At 62.7% G+C, this 19,725-nt stretch carries 20 protein-coding genes and 1 pseudogene; 16 read left to right on the top strand and 5 right to left on the bottom strand.

Going from position 1 to position 19,725, the window contains the following annotated elements; translation table 11 throughout:
• The 14 genes from urtD to ureG all read left to right on the top strand — a co-directional run bounded on the left by urtD (position 1) and on the right by ureG (position 10,282).
• Entirely contained in the window at positions 1 to 756 is a 756-nt protein-coding gene (gene urtD, locus QD408_RS07350) for an urea ABC transporter ATP-binding protein UrtD (RefSeq protein ID WP_088684793.1), read from the top strand.
• 222 nt (positions 757 to 978) lie between these two features.
• Positions 979 to 1,674 carry an urea ABC transporter ATP-binding subunit UrtE gene (gene urtE / locus QD408_RS07345; protein ID WP_414138831.1) on the top strand — a complete coding sequence of 232 codons (696 nt, stop codon included), beginning with the start codon at positions 979 to 981 and terminating at the stop codon, positions 1,672 to 1,674.
• A 138-nt stretch (positions 1,675 to 1,812) separates the two neighbouring features.
• Complete coding sequence (locus QD408_RS07340; RefSeq protein ID WP_414138830.1) at positions 1,813 to 2,634, top strand: urease accessory protein UreD; 822 nt, start codon at positions 1,813 to 1,815, stop codon at positions 2,632 to 2,634.
• A 28-nt stretch (positions 2,635 to 2,662) separates the two neighbouring features.
• Complete coding sequence (locus QD408_RS07335) at positions 2,663 to 2,965, top strand: urease subunit gamma (RefSeq protein WP_064695492.1); 303 nt, start codon at positions 2,663 to 2,665, stop codon at positions 2,963 to 2,965.
• Positions 2,966 to 2,974: 9 nt separating this feature from the next.
• Positions 2,975 to 3,226 carry a DUF1272 domain-containing protein gene (locus QD408_RS07330; RefSeq protein WP_088684791.1) on the top strand — a complete coding sequence of 84 codons (252 nt, stop codon included), beginning with the start codon at positions 2,975 to 2,977 and terminating at the stop codon, positions 3,224 to 3,226.
• 10 nt (positions 3,227 to 3,236) lie between these two features.
• Entirely contained in the window at positions 3,237 to 3,542 is a 306-nt protein-coding gene (locus QD408_RS07325) for an urease subunit beta (RefSeq protein WP_088684790.1), read from the top strand.
• 12 nt (positions 3,543 to 3,554) lie between these two features.
• Positions 3,555 to 3,962 (top strand): lysozyme inhibitor LprI family protein, encoded by a 408-nt coding sequence (locus QD408_RS07320; RefSeq protein WP_414138829.1) that lies wholly within the window; start codon positions 3,555 to 3,557, stop codon positions 3,960 to 3,962.
• Between the two features lies 1 nt (position 3,963).
• The gene (locus QD408_RS07315; RefSeq protein ID WP_414138828.1) at positions 3,964 to 4,602 is read left to right on the top strand and encodes a Urease operon accessory protein; all 639 of its coding nucleotides are present in this window, start codon (positions 3,964 to 3,966) and stop codon (positions 4,600 to 4,602) included.
• A 3-nt stretch (positions 4,603 to 4,605) separates the two neighbouring features.
• Positions 4,606 to 6,318 carry an urease subunit alpha gene (gene ureC / locus QD408_RS07310; protein ID WP_414138827.1) on the top strand — a complete coding sequence of 571 codons (1,713 nt, stop codon included), beginning with the start codon at positions 4,606 to 4,608 and terminating at the stop codon, positions 6,316 to 6,318.
• 11 nt (positions 6,319 to 6,329) lie between these two features.
• Positions 6,330 to 7,001 (top strand): TIGR02117 family protein, encoded by a 672-nt coding sequence (locus tag QD408_RS07305; RefSeq protein WP_414138826.1) that lies wholly within the window; start codon positions 6,330 to 6,332, stop codon positions 6,999 to 7,001.
• Between the two features lie 330 nt (positions 7,002 to 7,331).
• Entirely contained in the window at positions 7,332 to 8,195 is an 864-nt protein-coding gene (locus QD408_RS07300; protein WP_414138825.1) for a GGDEF domain-containing protein, read from the top strand.
• A gap of 88 nt (positions 8,196 to 8,283) precedes the next feature.
• On the top strand, positions 8,284 to 8,904 hold the full coding sequence (gene ureE / locus QD408_RS07295; RefSeq protein ID WP_088684784.1) for an urease accessory protein UreE: 621 nt from the start codon (positions 8,284 to 8,286) through the stop codon (positions 8,902 to 8,904).
• Positions 8,905 to 8,910: 6 nt separating this feature from the next.
• Entirely contained in the window at positions 8,911 to 9,582 is a 672-nt protein-coding gene (locus QD408_RS07290; protein WP_088684783.1) for an urease accessory protein UreF, read from the top strand.
• 88 nt (positions 9,583 to 9,670) lie between these two features.
• The gene (ureG, locus tag QD408_RS07285; RefSeq protein ID WP_008534592.1) at positions 9,671 to 10,282 is read left to right on the top strand and encodes an urease accessory protein UreG; all 612 of its coding nucleotides are present in this window, start codon (positions 9,671 to 9,673) and stop codon (positions 10,280 to 10,282) included.
• Positions 10,283 to 10,597: 315 nt separating this feature from the next.
• On the opposite strand, the gene QD408_RS07280 is transcribed toward ureG, so the two are convergent.
• A complete protein-coding gene (locus QD408_RS07280) occupies positions 10,598 to 11,305 on the bottom strand; it encodes a hypothetical protein (RefSeq protein WP_088684782.1) in 708 nt (235 codons plus the stop codon).
• 209 nt (positions 11,306 to 11,514) lie between these two features.
• On the opposite strand from QD408_RS07280, the gene QD408_RS07275 reads away from it, so the two are divergent.
• Both QD408_RS07275 and QD408_RS07270 read left to right on the top strand, forming a co-directional pair.
• Positions 11,515 to 11,949, top strand: a complete 435-nt coding sequence (locus tag QD408_RS07275) for a hypothetical protein (RefSeq protein WP_245313624.1) — start codon at positions 11,515 to 11,517, stop codon at positions 11,947 to 11,949.
• On the top strand, positions 11,946 to 13,292 hold the full coding sequence (locus QD408_RS07270; RefSeq protein WP_088684780.1) for a GAF domain-containing protein: 1,347 nt from the start codon (positions 11,946 to 11,948) through the stop codon (positions 13,290 to 13,292). Before QD408_RS07275 ends, QD408_RS07270 begins: the two co-directional genes overlap by 4 nt.
• Positions 13,293 to 13,343: 51 nt before the next feature.
• On the opposite strand, the pseudogene QD408_RS07265 reads toward QD408_RS07270, so the two are convergent.
• From QD408_RS07265 to QD408_RS07250, 4 genes and pseudogenes are all read right to left on the bottom strand, one after another.
• A pseudogene (locus QD408_RS07265) lies at positions 13,344 to 13,505 on the bottom strand (helix-turn-helix domain-containing protein); the annotation flags it as partial.
• 320 nt (positions 13,506 to 13,825) lie between these two features.
• Positions 13,826 to 17,146 (bottom strand): efflux RND transporter permease subunit, encoded by a 3,321-nt coding sequence (locus QD408_RS07260; protein ID WP_414138824.1) that lies wholly within the window; start codon positions 17,144 to 17,146, stop codon positions 13,826 to 13,828.
• 12 nt (positions 17,147 to 17,158) lie between these two features.
• Positions 17,159 to 18,349: an efflux RND transporter periplasmic adaptor subunit gene (locus QD408_RS07255; RefSeq protein WP_414138823.1), complete on the bottom strand. Its 1,191-nt coding sequence runs from the start codon at positions 18,347 to 18,349 to the stop codon at positions 17,159 to 17,161.
• Positions 18,350 to 18,749: 400 nt separating this feature from the next.
• On the bottom strand, positions 18,750 to 19,721 hold the full coding sequence (locus QD408_RS07250) for an ABC transporter substrate-binding protein (RefSeq protein WP_088684777.1): 972 nt from the start codon (positions 19,719 to 19,721) through the stop codon (positions 18,750 to 18,752).
• Positions 19,722 to 19,725 lie beyond the last annotated feature (4 nt).

Here is a 19,725-nt window from a genome sequence, read left to right as displayed (position 1 = left end):
ATGATCCCCGACGTCAAACCGACCAGCGTGCTCTATCTCAGCGGGGTCTCCGTTTCCTTCGACGGCTTCAAGGCGCTGAATTCGCTCTCGATCGTCATCGAGCCCGGCGAGCTTCGCGCCATCATCGGCCCGAACGGTGCCGGCAAGACGACGATGATGGATATCATCACCGGCAAGACCAGGCCCGACGAGGGCGAGGTGTTCTTCAACGGCACCGTTGACCTCACCAAGAAGGACGAGGCCGACATCGCCCAGCTCGGCATCGGCCGCAAATTCCAGAAGCCGACGGTCTTCGAAAGCCATACGGTCTGGGACAATCTGGAGCTGGCGCTGAACCGCCGCCGCTCGGTGTTCTCGACACTGTTCTACCGGCTTTCGGGGGAGGACAGGGCGCGCATCGAGGAAATCCTGGAAACCGTGAGGCTGACGCACCGGCGCGACGAACTGGCGGCCAATCTCTCGCACGGGCAGAAGCAGTGGCTGGAGATCGGCATGCTGCTCGCGCAGGAACCGAAACTCCTGCTCGTCGACGAGCCGGTGGCCGGCATGACGGATGCCGAGACGGCGGAAACGGCGATCCTGCTGAAGGATATCGCCAAGACCCGGTCTGTCGTGGTCGTCGAGCATGACATGGGCTTCATCCGCGACCTCGGCGTCAAGGTGACGTGCCTGGCGGAAGGCTCTGTGCTGGCGGAAGGCTCGATCGATTTCGTCAGCTCCGATCCGAAGGTGATCGAGAACTATCTGGGGCGGTGAGGGGATGATTGAACTCTTTGTTATCTCTGCGGGTTCGACCCCTCCCCAACCCCTCCCCACAAGGGGGAGGGGCTTAACCGAGCGGCTCGCTCACCGCCATAATTATCGGTTTTCCCGCGGTTGGATGGGAGGCAAGGCGGCAGCTCCGGGTCAGCCCCTCCCCCTTGTGGGGAGGGGTCGGGGAGGGGTTTTTGCAGCCGCAACGCGCCAGGAGACGGCATCATGCTGACAGTCGAAAACGCAAATCTGCATTATGGCGCTGCGCAGGCGCTGCGCGGTATCTCCATCAAGGCGGAGATGGGCAAGATCACCTGCGTGCTGGGCCGCAACGGCGTCGGCAAGAGTTCGCTTCTGCGCGCCGTCACCGGCCAGCATCCGCTGTCGGCCGGCACCGTCACCTTCAACGATACGAAGCTGAACGGCCTGCCGCCCTTTGCCCGCGCCAAGCAGGGCATCGGCTACGTGCCGCAGGGGCGTGAAATCTTTCCGCTGCTGACCGTCAAGGAAAATCTCGAAACCGGCTTCGCGCCGCTTGCCCGCCGCGACCGCAATATTCCCGACGATATCTTCAGTCTCTTTCCAGTGCTGAAGTCGATGCTGTCGCGTCGGGGCGGCGATCTTTCCGGCGGGCAGCAGCAACAGCTGGCGATCGGGCGCGCCATGGTGACGCGGCCGAAGATCCTCGTGCTCGACGAGCCGACCGAGGGCATCCAGCCGTCGATCATCAAGGATATCGGCCGGGCGATCCGTTATCTCCGCGATTCCACCGGCATGGCGATCCTGCTCGTCGAACAATATCTGGATTTCTGCCGGGAGCTTGCCGACTATGTCTACATCATGGATCGCGGCGAGATCGTGCATGAAGGGCTGGCGGAGACGCTGGATACGCCGGAAGCCCGCCGTCATCTGACCGTATGACGGGCAGATGCCGTATTTTGCGGCAGAGGCTGCGGCGGTTCGCCCATCTCCTGCACCTTCCAGGCGGCATGGGAATTGCTTGCTTTCCGTGATTCGCGCGATGAAATGAAAAGCGGTGGCGCGACCGAAAGGGACGATATGACGATTGCGGCGGCCAGCACGAGACCGCAAAGAGCGGAGGGGCGCGGGCATCTGGCGGCAAGGCTGCTCGACGGCCGCACGCGCCTCCGTGAACTCTATCAGGAGGGCGCGGCGAAGATCCGTCTGCCCGATACGTTCGATGCCTCGATGGAAGCCGTCATCATCAATACCGCGGGCGGGCTGACCGGTGGCGACCGGATGGATTGGAGCGTCGTTGCCGGCGCCGGCACGAAGATCGACGTGACCACCCAGGCCTGCGAGAAGATCTACAAGGCATCGGCTGGCACCGCCGAGGTGACGACCCGCATCGAAGTTGGGGCGGGAGCGCGCGTCGACTGGCTGCCGCAGGAAACGATCCTCTTCGACCGCGCCTCACTTTTCCGCCGGCTCGATGTCGATCTCGACGAGAGCGCCGAATTCCTGGCCGTCGAGGCGGTGCTGCTCGGCCGCAAGGCGATGGGCGAGGCGGTGGAGACGGGGCTTTTCCGCGACCGCTGGCGCATCCGCCGTTCGGGCCGGCTGATCCATGCCGAGGAACTGAAGCTTTCGGAAGGTATTTCGGCGCTGGCTGCGCGCCAGGCCGTGCTCGGCGGGCAGGTCGCCTTTGCGACGCTGCTCTATGCCGGGCCGCTTGCAGAGGCCTATCTCGGCAAAGTGCGGCCGTTCGTCGAAGGGCCGATGGGTGGCGCCAGCGCCTGGAACGACAAGCTCGTCGTGCGCCTTGCGGCAGCCGATGGCTTCTCGCTCAGAAAAATCCTGATCCCGGTCATTTCCACCTTGCGCAATGGTGCGCCTGTGCCGAAAGTCTGGAATCTATGAATTTAAGCACGAAGCAGATGGGTACGTAATGAACCTCACTCCGAGAGAAAAAGACAAGCTGCTGATATCGATGGCGGCGATGGTGGCGCGGCGGCGGCTGGAGCGTGGCGTCAAGCTGAACTATCCCGAGGCGATCGCGCTGATCAGCGATTTCGTCGTCGAAGGCGCCCGCGACGGCCGTCCGGTCGCCGAGCTGATGGAGGCCGGCGCCCATGTGATCGGCCGCGACCAGGTGATGGAAGGCGTTGCCGAGATGATCCATGACGTGCAGGTGGAGGCGACCTTCCCCGACGGCACCAAGCTCGTCACCGTGCACGAACCGATCCGGTAAGGAGAGAAAATGCTGGAACTCAGGCCCAATTGTGAGTGCTGCGATAGGGATTTGCCGCCGGAGAGTGCGGACGCGCGGATCTGCACCTATGAATGCACCTTCTGCGCCGATTGCGTGGACGGCGTGCTGAAAGGTCTCTGCCCGAATTGCGGCGGCAATCTCGTCGCCAGGCCCATCCGGCCGGCCGCCATGCTTGCCAAACATCCGGCATCGACAAAACGTGTGCTGAAGGCCGAGGGCTGCGCGCCCAAGGCGGCTTAAGGAGAATGAGATGATTCCGGGCGAAATCATTGCCGCAAGCGGCGACATCGAACTCAATGCCGGCGCGCCGACGGTGACGCTGGAGGTTTCCAATACCGGCGACCGGCCGGTGCAGGTCGGCAGCCACTATCACTTCGCCGAAACCAATGCCGGGCTTTCCTTCGACCGTGCGGCGGCGCAGGGCAAGCGGCTCGATATTCCGGCGGGAACGGCGGTGCGCTTCGAGCCGGGGCAGACGCGCTCGGTGACGCTGATCCCGCTTTCCGGCAAGCGTGAGGTCTATGGCTTCCGTCAGCTGGTGATGGGCAAGCTTTAACGGGAGGAACGCATGCGTTTGAAGATCTGCCTCTTCGGGGCGGCGATGCTGCTGGCTTCAAGTGCGGCCTCCGCCCAGGATATCGATTGCCAGAATCCGAAGACGCAGTCGGACATGACGTCCTGCGAGGTCGCGCGCCATGAGACTGCCGACAAGGCGCTGAACGAGCAATACAAGAAGACGCGCGCGGCCATGGTGGCGATCGACAAGGATCTCGACGGCGACATGAAGGGCGCGGAAAAGGCGCTGGTCAAGGCGCAGCGCGCCTGGATCGATTATCGCGACGCCCAATGCGACGCCTTCGGCTTCCAGGCCCGCGGCGGCACGATGGAGCCGATGCTGGTTGCCGGATGCCTGGCCGAAGAGACGGATAAACGCACGAAAGAGCTGAAAGAGCTCGCAGACACGATGGGCAACTAAGGTGATCAAAAAGATCGTAATCGTCGGCAATGGCGAGGTCGGGGAAGGGCAGGCAGGCATCATCGATGCCGCCGATTTCGTCATCCGCTTCAACGATTGCCGCTCCTACGGCGCCGGCGGCAGCCGCACGGATGCCGTTGCGGTCTGCAATACCGGCCGGCCTGCCAAGGCGATGCTCGGTTCGCCCGCGTGGCGCGCCCATCCCGGCATCGTCGCGGCGCGCGAAATCTGGAGCGTGCGCGACCCGAAAAAATTTGCCGCGATGCGGGCGCCGCTTGCCGTCTCGCATCCGGAGCTCGACGATTTCTGCGACGACTATACGGACGCGTTCGGCGCTTTCTGCGCTGATGCCGGCAAGACGCATGTCGTCATCGGCAAGACGGTCCACGAGGCCGTCGACGCCTCGCTTTCGGCCTTTGCGCCGGCGTCCTATGTGGTGCCGAGCAGCGGCATGATCGTCATCGCCGAGGTGCTGGACAAATATGCTGAGGCCGAGGTGATGCTGGCCGGCTTCGGTCACGCCGGCTGGGAATGGCACCCGTTTGCGGCCGAACGGCAGCTTGTCGACACCTATGTTGCCGCCGGCCGTCTCTCGCGGCTTGGCGAAAAAATGCTTTTCTCTTCCTCCCATGGAGCCTGATGGATGCCCTACAAGATCTCCCGCGCCGCTTATGCCGGCATGTTCGGACCGACCACCGGCGACAAGGTGCGCCTTGCCGATACGGAGCTTTTCATCGAGATCGAGAAGGATTTCACCACCTATGGCGAGGAGGTGAAGTTCGGCGGCGGCAAGGTGATCCGTGACGGCATGGGCCAGAGCCAGGTGACACGCGCGGACGGCGCGGTCGATACCGTCATCACCAATGCGGTAATCGTCGATCATTCGGGCATCTACAAGGCCGATATCGGGCTGAAGAACGGCCGCATCGTTGCGATCGGCAAGGCGGGCAATCCGGATATGCAGCCCGGCGTCAACATTATCGTCGGCCCGGGCACGGAGGCGATCGCCGCCGAAGGCAAGATCGTGACCGCAGGCGGCATGGACAGCCATATCCACTTCATCGCGCCGCAGCAGATCGAAGAAGCGCTGATGTCCGGCATGACCTGCATGCTCGGCGGCGGCACGGGGCCGGCGCATGGCACGCTCGCCACCACCTGCACGCCAGGCCCCTGGCATCTCGCCCGCATGATCGAGGCAGCGGACGCCTTCCCGATGAACCTTGCCTTTGCCGGCAAGGGCAACGCCTCGCTGCCGGGTGCGCTCACCGAAATGGTGCTGGCCGGCGCCACCTCGCTGAAACTGCACGAGGATTGGGGCACGACGCCTGGCGCCATCGATTGCTGCCTGTCGGTCGCCGACGAATACGACGTGCAGGTGATGATCCACACCGATACGCTGAACGAAAGCGGATTCGTCGAGGATACGATCGGCGCCATCAAGGGCCGCACCATCCATGCCTTCCACACGGAAGGGGCAGGCGGCGGCCATGCGCCCGATATCATCAAGATCTGCGGCCAGCCGAACGTCATTCCGTCGTCGACCAATCCGACGCGGCCCTATACGGTCAATACCATCGCCGAGCATCTCGACATGCTGATGGTCTGCCATCACTTGTCGCCGTCGATCCCCGAGGATATCGCCTTTGCCGAAAGCCGTATCCGCAAGGAGACGATCGCGGCGGAAGACATTCTCCACGATATCGGCGCGTTCTCGATCATCTCGTCGGACAGCCAGGCCATGGGTCGCGTCGGCGAGGTGGCGATCCGCACCTGGCAGACGGCCGACAAGATGAAACGCCAGCGCGGCCGGCTGAAAGAGGAAAAGGGCGATAACGACAATTTCCGTGTTCGCCGCTATATCGCCAAATACACGATCAATCCGGCGATCGCCCATGGCCTCAGCCATGAGATCGGTTCGGTCGAGATCGGCAAGCGCGCCGACCTCGTGCTCTGGAACCCGGCCTTCTTCGGCGTGAAGCCCGACATGGTGCTGCTCGGCGGCTCGATCGCGGCGGCCCCGATGGGCGATCCGAACGCCTCGATCCCGACGCCGCAGCCGGTGCACTACCGGCCGATGTTTGCCTCCTATGGCAAGAGCCTCACTAATTCCTCCGTCACCTTCGTCAGCCAGGCCTCGCTCGATGCCGGGCTGAAGGGCCGGCTCGGGGTCGCGAAGGAACTCGTCGCTGTGAAAAATACGCGCGGCGGCATCTCCAAGGCGTCGATGATCCACAATGACCTGACGCCGGAGATCGAAGTCGATCCGGAGACCTACGAAGTGAGGGCGAACGGCGAATTGCTGACCTGCGAACCGGCGACGGTGCTGCCGATGGCGCAGCGCTACTTCCTGTTCTAGGCGCTCGTTCCGTGCGCGTGGTCATGCGCTGGCTGTTGCGGATCGTGGTTCTGCTCGTGGTTCTGGCCGCGGGCGGGACCTTCATTCCCCGGCCGCTGATCGCCCCCGTGAAGGCGTCGTCCGAGGAGACGACGCACCGGATTCTGCTGCTGTCGGGATCGATCCATACCGATATTGCCATTCCGCTCGACGAAGAAACGCGCGCGGCCTTTTCCTTCCTCCATGGCAGCGGTTTTCCGCTCGGCCATCCGAATGCGGAATGGCTCGTCATCGGCTGGGGCGGCCGCGCCTTCTATCTGGAAACACCGAACTGGGCGGAGCTGAAGCCGCTGCCGGTGCTGCGGGCGCTGACGATCGATCGTTCGGTGCTGCATGTGGATCTTGCCGGTCATATCACCGAGCCGCAGCCCGGCATTGCGGCATTCGATATTGATGACGATCAGCTGGCGCGGCTGCGCAACTTCATCCTGGACAGCTTCATCCGCAATGAGGGCGAGATCGCGCCGATTCCGAATGCGGGTTACGGGGAGATCGACCGGTTTTTCGAAGCCAAGGGATACTTCAACGCCCTCTTCGGCTGCAACACCTGGACTGCCGCCGCGCTCCGCTCGGCGGGGCTCCGGACGGGTCTGTGGAATCCGCTTCCACAATCATTGCGATTATCTGTTGGTGTCTACAATTGATGCAGCCGCCGGCCGGTCTGCGCATAAACGAAATTGTGAACGGTACTCTCCATTCGGTTGTAAAAATCAGTGGGAAACCCCGTGTTTTCCCCAGGTAATCCATTCTGAAACAGCCTCACGGGCGAGGTTGAAAAAGATAATCAATATCAATTACCTAGATACTCCCATGCCCTGTTCGATTCAGGGATTGGACGTTTGCAGCCCCTGCTAGAAAAAATCTTCCAGCCGAATCGTCCAAAACCGCTCGAATTTTAACGAGTCGATTAAGACACCCGCAGCAATTGGGCTTCTATCAATGCCTCGAAGCGCCGGGCAGGAAGGTTGATTCTCATGAAAAACTGGATGTCACTGCAGGCCGATTTCGGCAATTTTCAATATCGCAGGAACGTCTATGTCTTTGCGTTGAAGATGAGCTTTCTTGCCGTCATTCTCTCCGGCGCCGTCATCGGGCTGACGATACCGCCGCTCGGCCTTCTCGGGCTGCTGCCGGTGACGCTTTCGCATGCGATCGGCTTCGGCGCCATTTTTTCCTGGTTGGTCGGCGGCACGGTTTCCGGCGTGCTGTCGCTGGCGGCCGGTTTTACGATGCGTGAGCTGACGCTGTCGCGGGCGGAGTTCGAAAAGCTCAGCCGCACCGATACGCTCTCCGGTCTCCTCAACCGGCGCGCCTTCACCGAGGCGCTCGATAATACCGAGGGCAACGCCTCGCTCGTCATTTTCGACGTCGACCGCTTCAAGACGATCAACGATCGCTTCGGCCATGCCTGTGGCGATGCCGTCATCACGGCGGTCTCATCCGTGCTGACCTCGGCCTTCGACGAATTGTGCGTCGTCGCGCGGCTTGGCGGCGAGGAATTCGGCGTCATCATCTCCGGCGAACCGCTGGAGGCGCGGCTGGAGCGGATCGAGGCCGTGCAGGCTGATATCGCCGGCAGGCCGATCGTGGCGGAGGGGCACCAGATCGCCATCACCATATCAGGCGGAGTGGCCGATCTCATCCCCGGACGTAACAAACAGCAGGTCTATGCTTCGGCAGACCGGGCGCTCTATCTCGCCAAGGCGCTCGGGCGCAATCGCGTCGTGCACGAGCGGGAAGGCTTGCATCATGCCTGGCACGGACTTGCCGAAAACGGTCAAGATGCCGAGGGCAGGGGGCTGGGCAGCGACAACGTGATGCAGGCCTACGGAATATAAAAGCCGACCTCCCAAACGGAAAACCATTGGTGCTTGCATCGGGAAAGGCTATTTTGCATGGTCGTCGTCTCATCAAAACGGACATATCATGCAGCGCGTCACCTCTTATCTTCCCGCCGGCACCCCTTCCTCCCATCCGACCGCCCAGGTCAAGCTGCCGCATGATCTGCGGCATCTGCGCCGCAAGCTCTTGCATCTGGAAAATGGCGAGATGGTCATGCTCGACCTCAAGGATCCGGTGCTTTTCGCCAATGGCGACCTGCTGGTGCGCGAAGACGGCGAACTGATTGAGATCCTTGCGGCCGACGAGAAGCTTTTCGAAATTCGCGGCCGTGACCGCACGCATCTGGTCGAGCTTGCCTGGCATCTCGGCAACCGCCATCTCGCGGCACAGATCGAGGAAGACCGCATCGTCATCCTGCGCGATCACGTCATCCGCAGCATGCTGCAGGGATTGGGCGCCACTGTCCTCGATATCGAGGAGCCCTTCCAGCCGGCACGCGGAGCCTATCATTCCCATGGCGGGCATTCACATGATCACGGGCATGCGGCTCATGACCACGGGCACAATCATAACGATGATCACGCACATGGCCATGACCACAAACATGATCACGGCCATGACCATGTGCATGGGCCGGGATGCAACCATGATCACGGGCGCGATCATGATCATGATCACGGGCATCACGGCCACAAGCACGACTGAGGCTCGATGACCGGGGATTCTGAGTTGCAGGCATTGCTGCGCCTGACGGCATGGCTCTCGCCAGCCTTTCCGATCGGCAGTTTTGCCTATTCGGGCGGGCTGGAGCGGGCGGTGGCCGATGAGCTCGTCACCGATGCGGCCTCGCTTGCGGGGTGGATCGGCACGCTGATCGGCCATGGCTCCGTCTGGAACGATGCCGTGCTTCTGGCTGAGAGCCACAGGCGCCAGGCGGATCCCGCGCGCCTAGCAGAGGTCATCGCACTCGCCGAGGCGCTTGCCGGATCGCGCGAGCGCCATCAGGAAACGATGCTGCTCGGTGAGGCCTTCCTGGCGGCGGCGCGGGCCTGGCCGGACGAGGTTTTCGAGAGGCTGCCCGGCAAGACCGCCTATCCCATCGCTGTCGGAGCGGTTGCAGGTGCGCATGGCATAAGGCCCGAGAAGGTGCTCGCGGTCTTTCTGCACGCCTATGCTTCGCAGGCGGTTTCGTCGGGCATCCGCCTCGGCGTCGCCGGTCAGAAGGACGGTGTTGCCGTGCTTGCCGGCCTTGAAGAGCAAATTGCGGAGGTCGCCCGGCAGGCGGCAGGCTCGACGCTCGACGATCTCGGTTCGGCGACGGTCCAGGCCGATATCGCCAGCCTGCGCCACGAGACCCAGGCGACGCGGCTTTTTCGGTCTTAAAGAACCAAATTATCCGCGCGGCTGCGTCATTTGACGGTGGCGCGCGCTGTCAGCGCCGCTATCATCGGTTCGATTGGAGTAACCACACATGAAATCAAGAAACGGACCCTTGCGTGTCGGCATCGGCGGGCCGGTCGGCTCGGGCAAGACGGCGCTGACCGAAAAGCTCTGCAAGGCGATGCGCGACGATTATTCCGTCGCCGTCGTCACCAACGACATCTACACGACCGAGGATGCCGAGGCGCTGGTGCGCATGCAGGCATTGCCTTCCGACCGTATCGTCGGCGTCGAGACGGGCGGCTGCCCGCATACCGCCATCCGCGAGGACGCGACGATCAATCTTCAGGCGATCGCCGGCCTCAACGAGCGTATCCCCGATCTCGACGTCGTCTTCATCGAATCCGGCGGAGACAATCTGGCGGCGACCTTTTCGCCCGACCTTGCCGACATCACCATCTATGTCATCTCGGTCTGCCAGGGCGAGGAAATCCCGCGCAAGGGCGGGCCCGGCATCACCCGCTCCGACCTGCTCGTCATCAATAAGAAAGACCTGGCGCCCCATGTCGGCGCCGATCTCGAGGTGATGGACCGGGACGCAACCCGCATGCGCGCAAGCCGCCCCTTCGTCTTTTCCGACATGAAGCGCGGCGACGGCGTCAGCTCGATCGTCAGTTTCCTGAGAGAGCAGGGTGGGCTCTAGATTTGTATGAACTTGGCCGGACTTGACCTCGTGCGGGCTAATTTTTCGGTCGGATAGGATTCCCCGATTTGAGGCACGTCTCCACGAAGACCGGCGCGGGCTGCGGGCGTATTTCCTTAACGAGCGCGTCATGACGTGAGGCGCTTCCCTCCCCCGCCATGGCGGAAAGCAGCATGAGGCAGCCGCGACAATCGCCGCGGCGCGGACACCCGGCCGAAATGCCGGTCTTGCCGTTCGGTTTGCACATGGTTCTTCTCCGGAAATGCTCGGCGATGCCGCGGGCGGAGCCTCGATCCTCCGCACGCAGCAACCTTTTCAGGCGGCCAGCTTCAGCGCGTCGGCAAGCTTGGCGAAGTCGCCGGCCGAAAGTCCGGGACGGACGGCGAAGTCAATGACGGCTTGGAAGATTTCCGGCGGCGCATTCTTCTTCATGCCGCCCAAGAGTGCCGCACGCTCCGCCGGATTGATCGCCGGAATCATGATGCGCATGAAAGCCATGCTCTTTTCCGGCGGCAGGGAGCCGATGATGTTCATCTCGATGCCGAGTATTTCCTCGTCGTTGAAGTAGCGCCACAGAAGAGGGCCGGTCACCGCCTCCTCCTCGTGCATATGTGCGAAATCGTCGGCGATGTAGGCAGCAAAGGCGAGATAGAGCTTGCGGCCGCAGGCGGACTTGTGCAGCGGCCAGGCCTTTTCCCAGGCCACGATCAATTCTTCCAGCTCGCGGAAGGCGGTGCGGTGGTCGTCGTGCTGCTCGTCCAGCGTGACGGTCGAGACGCATTTGGCGGCGAGCGCCACATGGATGTGGTCATCCTCGTGACTGACGTGGGAGGCGGCAAGCATCAGATAATGGCGCAGGTCGCCGATCAGGAAGACCGTCTCCTCGACATTCTGGAAATCGGCCGTGCCGAGGCGTCCGAGCAAGTCGCAGCCGGCCTTGCGCAGGCCCTTGTGTATTGCGCCATAGATGTCGTAACGGCCGTTGAGATCGGGGATGCTGGTAAGCGAGAATTCATGGCTCATGATGGTTTTCCTCTCGTTGGCCGGCGCCTCTCCATGTGCGCCGGGCTGATAGCAGTGAGATAACCGAGGCCTCTGCGAAGCGCTTCCTAAAACCATCCTAAGCACTTGGAACGATTGCTAAGAATATCCTAACTAACTATCATCGCCTGACATCGGGGGGACAAGCATTGCTGGGGCCGGAACTTGCGGAATTTATAGAGAGTCCCGTCATGATCCTGTTCGCGACGCGCGACGAGGCCGGCCGGCCGATGATCGGCCGCGGCTCGGGCGTGTGCGTCGACCGGCAGAGCGGGCATTTGCACTTTCTGGCCTCCCGCAGCCAATGGCCTGATGCCGTGGGCGAGGCGCTGGTGGGCCGGCCGATTGCCATGACCTATGTGCGGGCCGCCGATTACAAAGCCTGCCAGATCAAGGGCCGGATCCTCGCGGCGGGGCTGGCGGATGAGGCCCACCGGGCACGGGGCAAGGCCTATGTCGCAGAACAGCTCGCGCGGATGATGGCGCTTGGTGTCACCCGCATGCAGCTCTCCAGCACACTGTCGGACCGGGAGCTCGTCTGCCTGACGATCGAGCCGCAGGCGATCTTCGAGCAGACGCCGGGGCCGGGCGCGGGGCGCAGGCTGACGCCGGAAACTGCCGCATGATCCCGCTCGAAGGGCTGCGCGACAGTTTCGAGGGAGTCATTCCCTCCATCATCGCCACCGCCGATGCAGACGGAATGCCCAATATTTCCTATCTCTCGCACGTGCATTACGTCGACGAGACGCATGTCGCGCTATCCGACCAGTTCTTCTCCAAGACCGCTGCCAATGTGGCGCGCAACGGGCTTGCGACCGTGATGGTGGTCGACGGCTATAGCGGCCAGCAACACGTGCTCGACCTGGTATTCCTGCGTTCCGAGACGGAGGGCGAGATATTCGAGCGTGTGGCGGTCCATCTGGCAATCCTGGAAAGCCGGTTGAGCGGGATTATGAGGTTGCGCGCCGTCGACATCTACCGGGTGGAGGACTGCCGGGCCGTGCCGGCCGCCAATCCGCTGGTAGAGCCGGAGCCACTCTTTCTGCCCGACCTGATGGGCAAGGTGGCAAGGCTGACGACACGGATGTCGGACTGCAGCGATCCGGAAACGTTGCTTGACGTGACGCTTGAGGGTCTCGGCAAGCTCTTCGGCTATAACCATTCCATGGTGCTGGTGCCGGACGGCGAACGCGGCGGGCTGACGACGATCGCCAGCCGCGGCTACGACCAGTTCGGCTTCGGCGCCGAGGTTCCGGCTGGATGCGGCATTATCGGGCTTGCGGCCGAGCGGCGGCGCAATATGCGAATCACCGACTTGAGTCGCGGCCAGCGCTACATCCAGGCGGTGCGGGCCATGGCGGGCGTCGAGGATGCGGCGCCGATCCCCCTTCCGATGCTCGACAAGCCGCTCAGCCAGATTGCGCTGCCGCTCGTCGCGCGGGGAAGGCTCGTCGGCGTGCTGTTTTCGGAATCGACAGAGCGGTTCACCTTCCGCCATCGCGACGAGGAGGCGCTGATCGCCATCGCAGCGCATCTGGCGACCGCGCTCTCCTTCCTTTCGGAGGAACGCGAGCGGGCGGAGACAAACGGGCGCGAAAAGGTTGATGCATACGCTGGCCAGGCCGACAGCGTGCCCGCCGGCCGGCGCATCGCCGTGCGCTTCTATCCGCGCGACGGCTCGCTCTTCGTCGATGATGACTATCTCATCCGCGGCGTGCCGGGGCGGCTGCTCCTGCATTTCCTCGAGGACTATGTGCGTAGCGGCAAGCAGGATTTTCTCAACCGCGAGGTCCGCCGCGACCGGCGCCTGCAACTGCCGGATTTCAAGGACAATCTGGAGACTCGGCTGATCTTGCTGCGCCGACGACTGGAGGAAAAGGCAGGCCCGATCATGCTCGAGCGCGCCGACCGCGGCCGCCTGCGGCTCATCCTTGCCGGCCGTCCCGAGATTGAGGTGGTGGAAGACTGACCACGGCAGGCTTCCCATCCGCTCACAGTTTTCGGCATCATGCTCTGATGGTCAGACCTGCCGCAGCACATCGACGTTGCTGATTGCGATGGCCCGGCCGCGCACGGTGACCCCTGCCGTCTTCAATGTCGAAAAGGCCCGCGAGAGCGCTTCCGGAGCCAGGCCGAGCTTACGGGCAAGCAAGTCTTTCGGAAAGGGCAGTCGCAGCGAGGCGGCCTTCTCACCCTCCTCGAAAAAGGATCTCGTGCGGATCGCAAAGGCGGACGGTGGCGCAGGCACGCAAGGCTGCGACTTCGTCATGACTGAGCCCAGCCATGATGTCAGCCCCGGCAAGCATGGTCATTTCACGCGCGCCGAAAGTCGGCGTTCTCTCCATCCTCCGGCGATAGCGTGTCGTTCCGATTTCCCGTGCATGCCGGCTAAGACAAGGGAAAGAGAAAGCGGCGGGATTGATTTCGCTCAAATGCGGAGATGATCGATAAAACGAAACGGGCCGGGAGATCGTCTCGACCCGTTCGATTACTCGGCTTTGCTTACTCCGCCGCGAAGGGCGGCAGGCGCAGCACATTAGTGTCTTTAGCGCTCTTGCGCTTGCTTTCCGGCTTTTCGATCGCGGTCAGGCGCTCGTCCAGCGCGTCGATATCGCTGCTGTTCTCGCGGGTCACGCGGGTGAGATCCTCGCGCGACAGCGGCAGGTCTTCCTGGTCCTTTCTGCCGACCAGGCGGCCGAACATCCAGCCGAGCAGGCGGGAGAGATCGTCCATGATCAGGAAGAAGGAGGGCACGACGACGAGCGACAGCACGGTGGAGACGATGATGCCGCCGATCACGGCGATTGCCATCGGCGCGCGGAACGAGCCGCCTTCGCCGACGCCGAGCGCCGACGGCAGCATGCCGGCCGACATGGCGATCGAAGTCATGATGATCGGCCGGGCGCGCTTGCGGCCGGCTTCGACCATGGCTTCCACCCGGGGCATGCCCTGATGGCGCATCTCGATCGCGAAATCCACGAGCAGGATGGCGTTCTTGGTGACGATGCCCATCAGCATCAGAATGCCGATCATGACAGGCATGGACAGCGGGTTGCTGGTGATGATCAGGCCGGCCGCGACGCCGCCGATGGCAAGCGGCAGCGAGAACAGGATGGTGAAGGGCTGGATCACGTCCTTGAAGAGCAGGATCAGCACCGTCAGCACCAGCAGCAAGCCCATCAACATGGCGTTGACGAAGCTCTGCTGCATCTCGGTCTGCACCTTGGTATCGCCGCTTTCGGCAAGATGCACCGTCGCCGGGATCTTGGCGTCGTTGACGATCTGCCGGAACCGGGCCGAGGCCGTATCGAGCGCCACGCCCTGCGGCAGGTCGGAACCGATCGATACGACGCGGTAGCGATTGTTGCGCTTGATCGAGCTTACGCCTTCCGAATAATCGATATTGGCGACGCTCGAGAGCGGAACGGTGCCGCCGCTGGCGGTCTGGATCTTCAGCGCCCGGATGGCCGCAAGGTCGCGGCGCATGTCGAGCGCGGCCTGGACGCGGATCGGGATCTGGCGATCGTCGAGCGAGATCTTGGCGAGAGCCGCATCGACATCGCCGATGGTGGCGACGCGGATCGTCTCGGAGATCTGCTGCGGCGTGATGCCGAGGCGGGCGGCCTCGTCCTTGCGCGGGTAGACCTGCAGTTCCGGACGGGGCAGGGCGCCGTCGGCGCTGACATTGGCGAGCAGCGGATCGGCGCGGAGTTTCGATTCCAGAATGCCGACGGCGTCGTTCAGGTCCTTCTCGTTCTTGGAAAGGAAGTTGAAGGAGAGGTCGCGTTCGCCGCGGTCGTTGAGCTTCAGGATGTGGACGTCGGGAATGTCGCGCAGCTTGGCGAAGACTTCCTTTTCGATGTCCCATTGCGGGCGTTCACGGCCGTGGACTTCCACCTTCGGCAGCATCGGCCCGATGATGGGGATATCGCCGAGCACGTCGTTGACCACCTTCTTGACCAGCGACTGGTCGAGCTTGTGGAGCGCGAGCGTGATGGTCGCGCGGCGCAGCTCGAGGTCGCCCTTCGGCGACGCACCGCCGAGGACGAAGACGCTTTCGACGCCGTTGATGTCCTTGACCCTGTCGTAGATTGCATCGGTCGTCTTTTCGGTGTCGTCGAGCCGGGCATTGGGCGGCAGCTCGACGGAGAGAACGATGCGCGAGGCGTCTTCCGGCGGCAGGAAGCTGCCGGGAACCTTCATCAGCAGGAAAACGGAGCCGACGAGGAAGCCGATCGCGGCGAGCAGCGTCAGGTATCGCGAATATTTGTGCCCGGTCGTGCCGCGTATCAGGCGGGTGTAACCCTTCATCAGCAGGCTATCATTGTCGTGATGGTCTTCCATGCCGTCTTCGGCGCGCATGAGATAGGCGGCCATCATCGGGGTGATGAGGCGCGCCACCATCAGCGAGAAGAAGACGGAGAAGGCGACGGTCAGGCCGAACTGGATGAAGTATTGGCCCGGAATGCCCGGCATGAAGGAAACCGGCACGAAGACGGCGATGATCGTGAAGGTCGTGGCGATGACGGCGAGGCCGATTTCGTCGGCCGCCTCGATCGCCGCCCGATAGGGCGTCTTGCCCATCTTGATGTGGCGGGCGATGTTTTCGATTTCCACGATGGCGTCGTCGACGAGGATACCTGTCGCGAGCGTCAAGGCGAGGAAGCTGACGAGGTTCAGCGAGAAGCCCATCATGTCCATGACCCAGAAGGTCGGGATCGCGGAGAGCGGCAAGGCGATCGCCGAGATCAGCGTCGCGCGCCAGTTTCTCAGGAACAAGAGGACGACGATGACGGCGAGCAGCGCGCCTTCCAGCAGCGTGTGGATGGCGGCTTCGTAGTTGCCGTAGGTGAAATAGACCGAATCGTCGATCATCTCGATCTTCACGTTCGGATTTTCGCCCCGCACCTTGTCGAGGCTCTGCGCCACGGTTTCGGCGACGCTGACTTCGCTGGCGCCCTTCGAGCGGAAGACGCCGAAAGTGACGACGGGTGTATCGTTGAAGCGCGAGAAGGATTTCGGCTCCTCGTAAGTATCCTTGATGACGCCGAGATCAGACAGCTTGACGAAGCGGCCGTTCGGCAGCGCAATCGTCGTGTCTGCAAGTTCGGCGACGTTGCGGGCGTCGCCGAGAACGCGGATCGCCTGCTCGCTGCCCGCCACCTGGCCGCGGCCGGAGCCGAGATCGACGTTGGTGCCGCGCAATTGCTGGTTCACGCTTGCGGCGGTGATGCCGTAAGCGTCGAGCTTGCCGGGGGTGAGCTCGATGCGCACTTCGCGCTCCGCGCCGCCGTAACGGTCGACGCGGCCGATGCCGGCCTGGCCCTGCAGGGCGCGCTTGATCGTGTCGTCGACGAACCAGGAGAGTTCTTCGAGCGACATGTCGGGCGAGGAAACGGCGAAGGTCTGGATCGCCTGGCCCTCGACATCGACCTTGGTGACGATCGGTGCTTCGGCCGTCGCCGGCAGATCGCTGCGAATGCGGTCGATCGCATCCTTGACGTCCTGCACGGCCTGTTCCGTCGGCACTTCCATCCGGAACATGACGTTGGTCTGCGAACTGCCGTCCGTCACCGTCGACTGGATTTCATCGATGCCGGTGATGGAGGCGATCGCATCTTCGATCTCCTTCGTTACCTGCATTTCGAGTTCGGCCGGCGAAGCGCCGCTCTGCGTCACGCTGATCGAGACGAGCGGCACGTCGATGTTGGGGAAGCGCGTGATCGGCAGCTTGTCGAACGACTGCATGCCGATGAAGATCAGCAGGCAGAAGGCCAGGAGCGGCGCGATGGGATTTCGAATGGACCAGGCTGAAAAATTCATCGGATGGTCTCTTTAGTTGGAAGCCGCTGGCTGTTCACGCACCGGCGTGATGCGGTCGCCATCGCGGACATAGGCGCCCGCCTTGGCGACGACCTCGTCGCCGCTCTTCAATCCCTTGACGATCTCGACATAGCCGCCGTCCTGGATGCCGGTCTCGATCTTGGCGAATTTCACCACGCCATCCTCGACCTTGCGGGCCGACGAGCCTTCATTGCCCGTCAGCACCGCGGTCAAAGGCAGCGATACGCCCTCGGTCTCGCGGACGATGATTTCGGCGCTGCCATACATGCCGGAACGCGCCTTGCTGTCGTCGTCGATCGAGATATGGACGAGGCCGAGCCGGGTCGTCGGATCGACGGTCGGAGACACCAGGCGGACGGCGCCGGAAAGCTTTTCGCGGCTGCCGGAAAGCGAGATCGTCGCCTTCTGGCCGGCCATGATCCGGACGATGTCGCTCTCGGCGACTTCGGCCACGAGCTCGATATCGCCGTCGCGGATGATGGTGAACAGCGGATCGCCGGTGCCGGCGGCGATGGCGCCGACCTTGGCGTTCTTTGCCGCGACCGTGCCGGCAACCGGCGTCTTTACATCGGTGCGCGCGAGTTTCAGATCCGCATCGGCGATCTGGCTGTCGAAGACCTTGAGATCGGCTTCGGCGACCTCGATCGCCTGTTCGGCGGAGACGACGCGGGCATTGGCGGCGGCGGCGGTCGCATCAGCCTGTTCGACCTGGGCGGTGGAAACGGTGCCCTTCTTGCCCATTTCCTGGGAGCGGGCCTGCTGCTGCCTTGCCTGTTCGGCATTGGCCTGCGCTTCGATGAGCTGGGCGCGCAGCTGGGCGAGGCTTGCCTCGCCCTTGGCCTTCGTCGCCATCATCTGGCTCTTCTCCAGGACCAGCGCGTCGTCGTTCAGCGTCGCCAGCGTGCTTTCGGCCTGAACCTTGTCGCCGACATCGGCCTTCAGCACGCGGATCGACAGGCCTTCGACCTGAGGCTGGATATAGACTTCCTCGACGGGCCTGACCGTTCCCGTGCCGATGACACGGTCGACGAGAGTGCGATTGACAGCCGTGGTGACGACGATTGCCGGCAGGTTCTGCTGCGGCTGCGCCACCGGCGCTTCCTGCGAAAACGCGGTTGATGCAGCGAGGAACGCTGCGAAAAGGGTGGATACGCCTAGAATTCCGTTCGGCTTGCGTGCCATGCGTCTTGGTCCAATCTCGTCACAAGGTTAGCCGAACTCGCGCGTCTGTCATTCAGCTCGCGACCAGGCCACTGCCTTTACTGCATTCTCAGGGGTATCCGCACATCATTTGCCGCCTTCATCCCTCGCCGGCAAATCGGCTTCTAGTTGGTATCGATTTGCTCGATATGCAAGCCCGGCAGAAAACAATTCCCCATGAGCCGATAATAATTACCATCAGAACCTGAATCAATCATCGCCGGATGATGCGAACATGACGATGATTGATGCCGCTTCTCTCCCAATGACGTTTGACGCCGGATAAATGCGACAGCGACGACGCGTTTTTTCATTGCATTGGCAAGAAACGAGAAACGCGCGGAAAATCTCCCCGCGCGTTTCGCTTCGCATCCTGCCGTGCTTACTTGGAAGCGGCGTCGGTGATCTCGTGCGTCCAGGCGCCCGAGGGCTCCTTGCTGATGATCTTCTGGTCGAGCAGCGCCTTCGCCGTGCGGGCATAGAGCGCCTCGTCCAGCTTGCCGGAGCCGTCGCCGACCAGCTTGGCGACTTCGCCCATCATGCGCTTCTGGTGGTTCTCGTCCTGGCCGCCATTGTCCATGACGATCTCGGCGGCTTCATCGGGGTTTTCGGTCGCGTATTTCCAGCCCTTCATCGAGGCGCGGACGAACTTGACCATCTTTTCCTTGAAGGCCGGGTCCTTCAGCTTGTCCTCCATGGCGTAGAGGCCGTCTTCCAGCAGGTCGTTGCCCATCTCGGTGTAGTTGAAAACCGTCAGTTCTTCCGGCTTGAAGCCGGCATCGATTGCCTGCCAATATTCGTTATAGGTCATGACGGAGATGCAATCGGCCTGCTTCTGGACGAGCGGCTGCACGTCGAAGCTCTGCTTCAGCACGGTGACGCCGTTTGCGCCGCCGTCCGTGGAGAGGCCGAGCTTGTTCATCCAGGCGAAGAAGGGATATTCGTTGCCGAAGAACCAGACGCCGAGCGTGTGGCCCTTGAAGTCGGCCTCGGTTTTGACAGGGCCGTCCTTGCGGCAGATCATTTCCAGGCCGGACTTCTGGTAGGGCTGGGCGATGTTGACGAGCGGAACGCCCTTTTCGCGGGCAACCAGCGCGCCGCCCATCCAGTCGACGATGACATCGGCGCCGCCGCCGGCGATCACCTGCTCGGGAGCGATATCGGGGCCGCCCGGCTTGATCTCGACGTCGAGGCCTTCCTCCTTGTAAAAGCCCTTGTCCTTGGCGACATAGTAACCGCCGAACTGGCCCTGCGTGACCCACTTCAACTGCAGAACCACCTTGTCGGCAGCCATCGCATGGGCTGCGGCCAGCGACATCGCGCTTGCCATCATTGCAACCATCAATTTTTTCATTTTC

This window comes from Rhizobium sp. BR 249, assembly GCF_047445895.1.
Classification (GTDB): Bacteria; Pseudomonadota; Alphaproteobacteria; order Rhizobiales; family Rhizobiaceae; genus Rhizobium.
This window is presented reverse-complemented; position numbering and strand designations above follow the sequence as displayed.

Excerpts from the sequence above, each read along its gene's own strand:
- ureE (WP_088684784.1), top strand. The coding sequence starts at position 8,284 with ATGCAGCGCGTCACCTCTTATCTTCCCGCCGGCACCCCTTCCTCCCAT.
- ureG (WP_008534592.1), top strand. The coding sequence starts at position 9,671 with ATGAAATCAAGAAACGGACCCTTGCGTGTCGGCATCGGCGGGCCGGTC.
- QD408_RS07255 (WP_414138823.1), bottom strand. The coding sequence starts at position 18,349 with ATGGCACGCAAGCCGAACGGAATTCTAGGCGTATCCACCCTTTTCGCA.
- QD408_RS07260 (WP_414138824.1), bottom strand. The coding sequence starts at position 17,146 with ATGAATTTTTCAGCCTGGTCCATTCGAAATCCCATCGCGCCGCTCCTG.
- QD408_RS07320 (WP_414138829.1), top strand. The coding sequence starts at position 3,555 with ATGCGTTTGAAGATCTGCCTCTTCGGGGCGGCGATGCTGCTGGCTTCA.
- QD408_RS07335 (WP_064695492.1), top strand. The coding sequence starts at position 2,663 with ATGAACCTCACTCCGAGAGAAAAAGACAAGCTGCTGATATCGATGGCG.
- QD408_RS07270 (WP_088684780.1), top strand. The coding sequence starts at position 11,946 with ATGATCCCGCTCGAAGGGCTGCGCGACAGTTTCGAGGGAGTCATTCCC.
- QD408_RS07325 (WP_088684790.1), top strand. The coding sequence starts at position 3,237 with ATGATTCCGGGCGAAATCATTGCCGCAAGCGGCGACATCGAACTCAAT.
- QD408_RS07300 (WP_414138825.1), top strand. The coding sequence starts at position 7,332 with ATGAAAAACTGGATGTCACTGCAGGCCGATTTCGGCAATTTTCAATAT.
- QD408_RS07250 (WP_088684777.1), bottom strand. The coding sequence starts at position 19,721 with ATGAAAAAATTGATGGTTGCAATGATGGCAAGCGCGATGTCGCTGGCC.
- QD408_RS07290 (WP_088684783.1), top strand. The coding sequence starts at position 8,911 with ATGACCGGGGATTCTGAGTTGCAGGCATTGCTGCGCCTGACGGCATGG.
- urtE (WP_414138831.1), top strand. The coding sequence starts at position 979 with ATGCTGACAGTCGAAAACGCAAATCTGCATTATGGCGCTGCGCAGGCG.
- QD408_RS07280 (WP_088684782.1), bottom strand. The coding sequence starts at position 11,305 with ATGAGCCATGAATTCTCGCTTACCAGCATCCCCGATCTCAACGGCCGT.
- ureC (WP_414138827.1), top strand. The coding sequence starts at position 4,606 with ATGCCCTACAAGATCTCCCGCGCCGCTTATGCCGGCATGTTCGGACCG.
- QD408_RS07340 (WP_414138830.1), top strand. The coding sequence starts at position 1,813 with ATGACGATTGCGGCGGCCAGCACGAGACCGCAAAGAGCGGAGGGGCGC.
- urtD (WP_088684793.1), top strand. The coding sequence starts at position 1 with ATGATCCCCGACGTCAAACCGACCAGCGTGCTCTATCTCAGCGGGGTC.
- QD408_RS07330 (WP_088684791.1), top strand. The coding sequence starts at position 2,975 with ATGCTGGAACTCAGGCCCAATTGTGAGTGCTGCGATAGGGATTTGCCG.
- QD408_RS07275 (WP_245313624.1), top strand. The coding sequence starts at position 11,515 with ATGATCCTGTTCGCGACGCGCGACGAGGCCGGCCGGCCGATGATCGGC.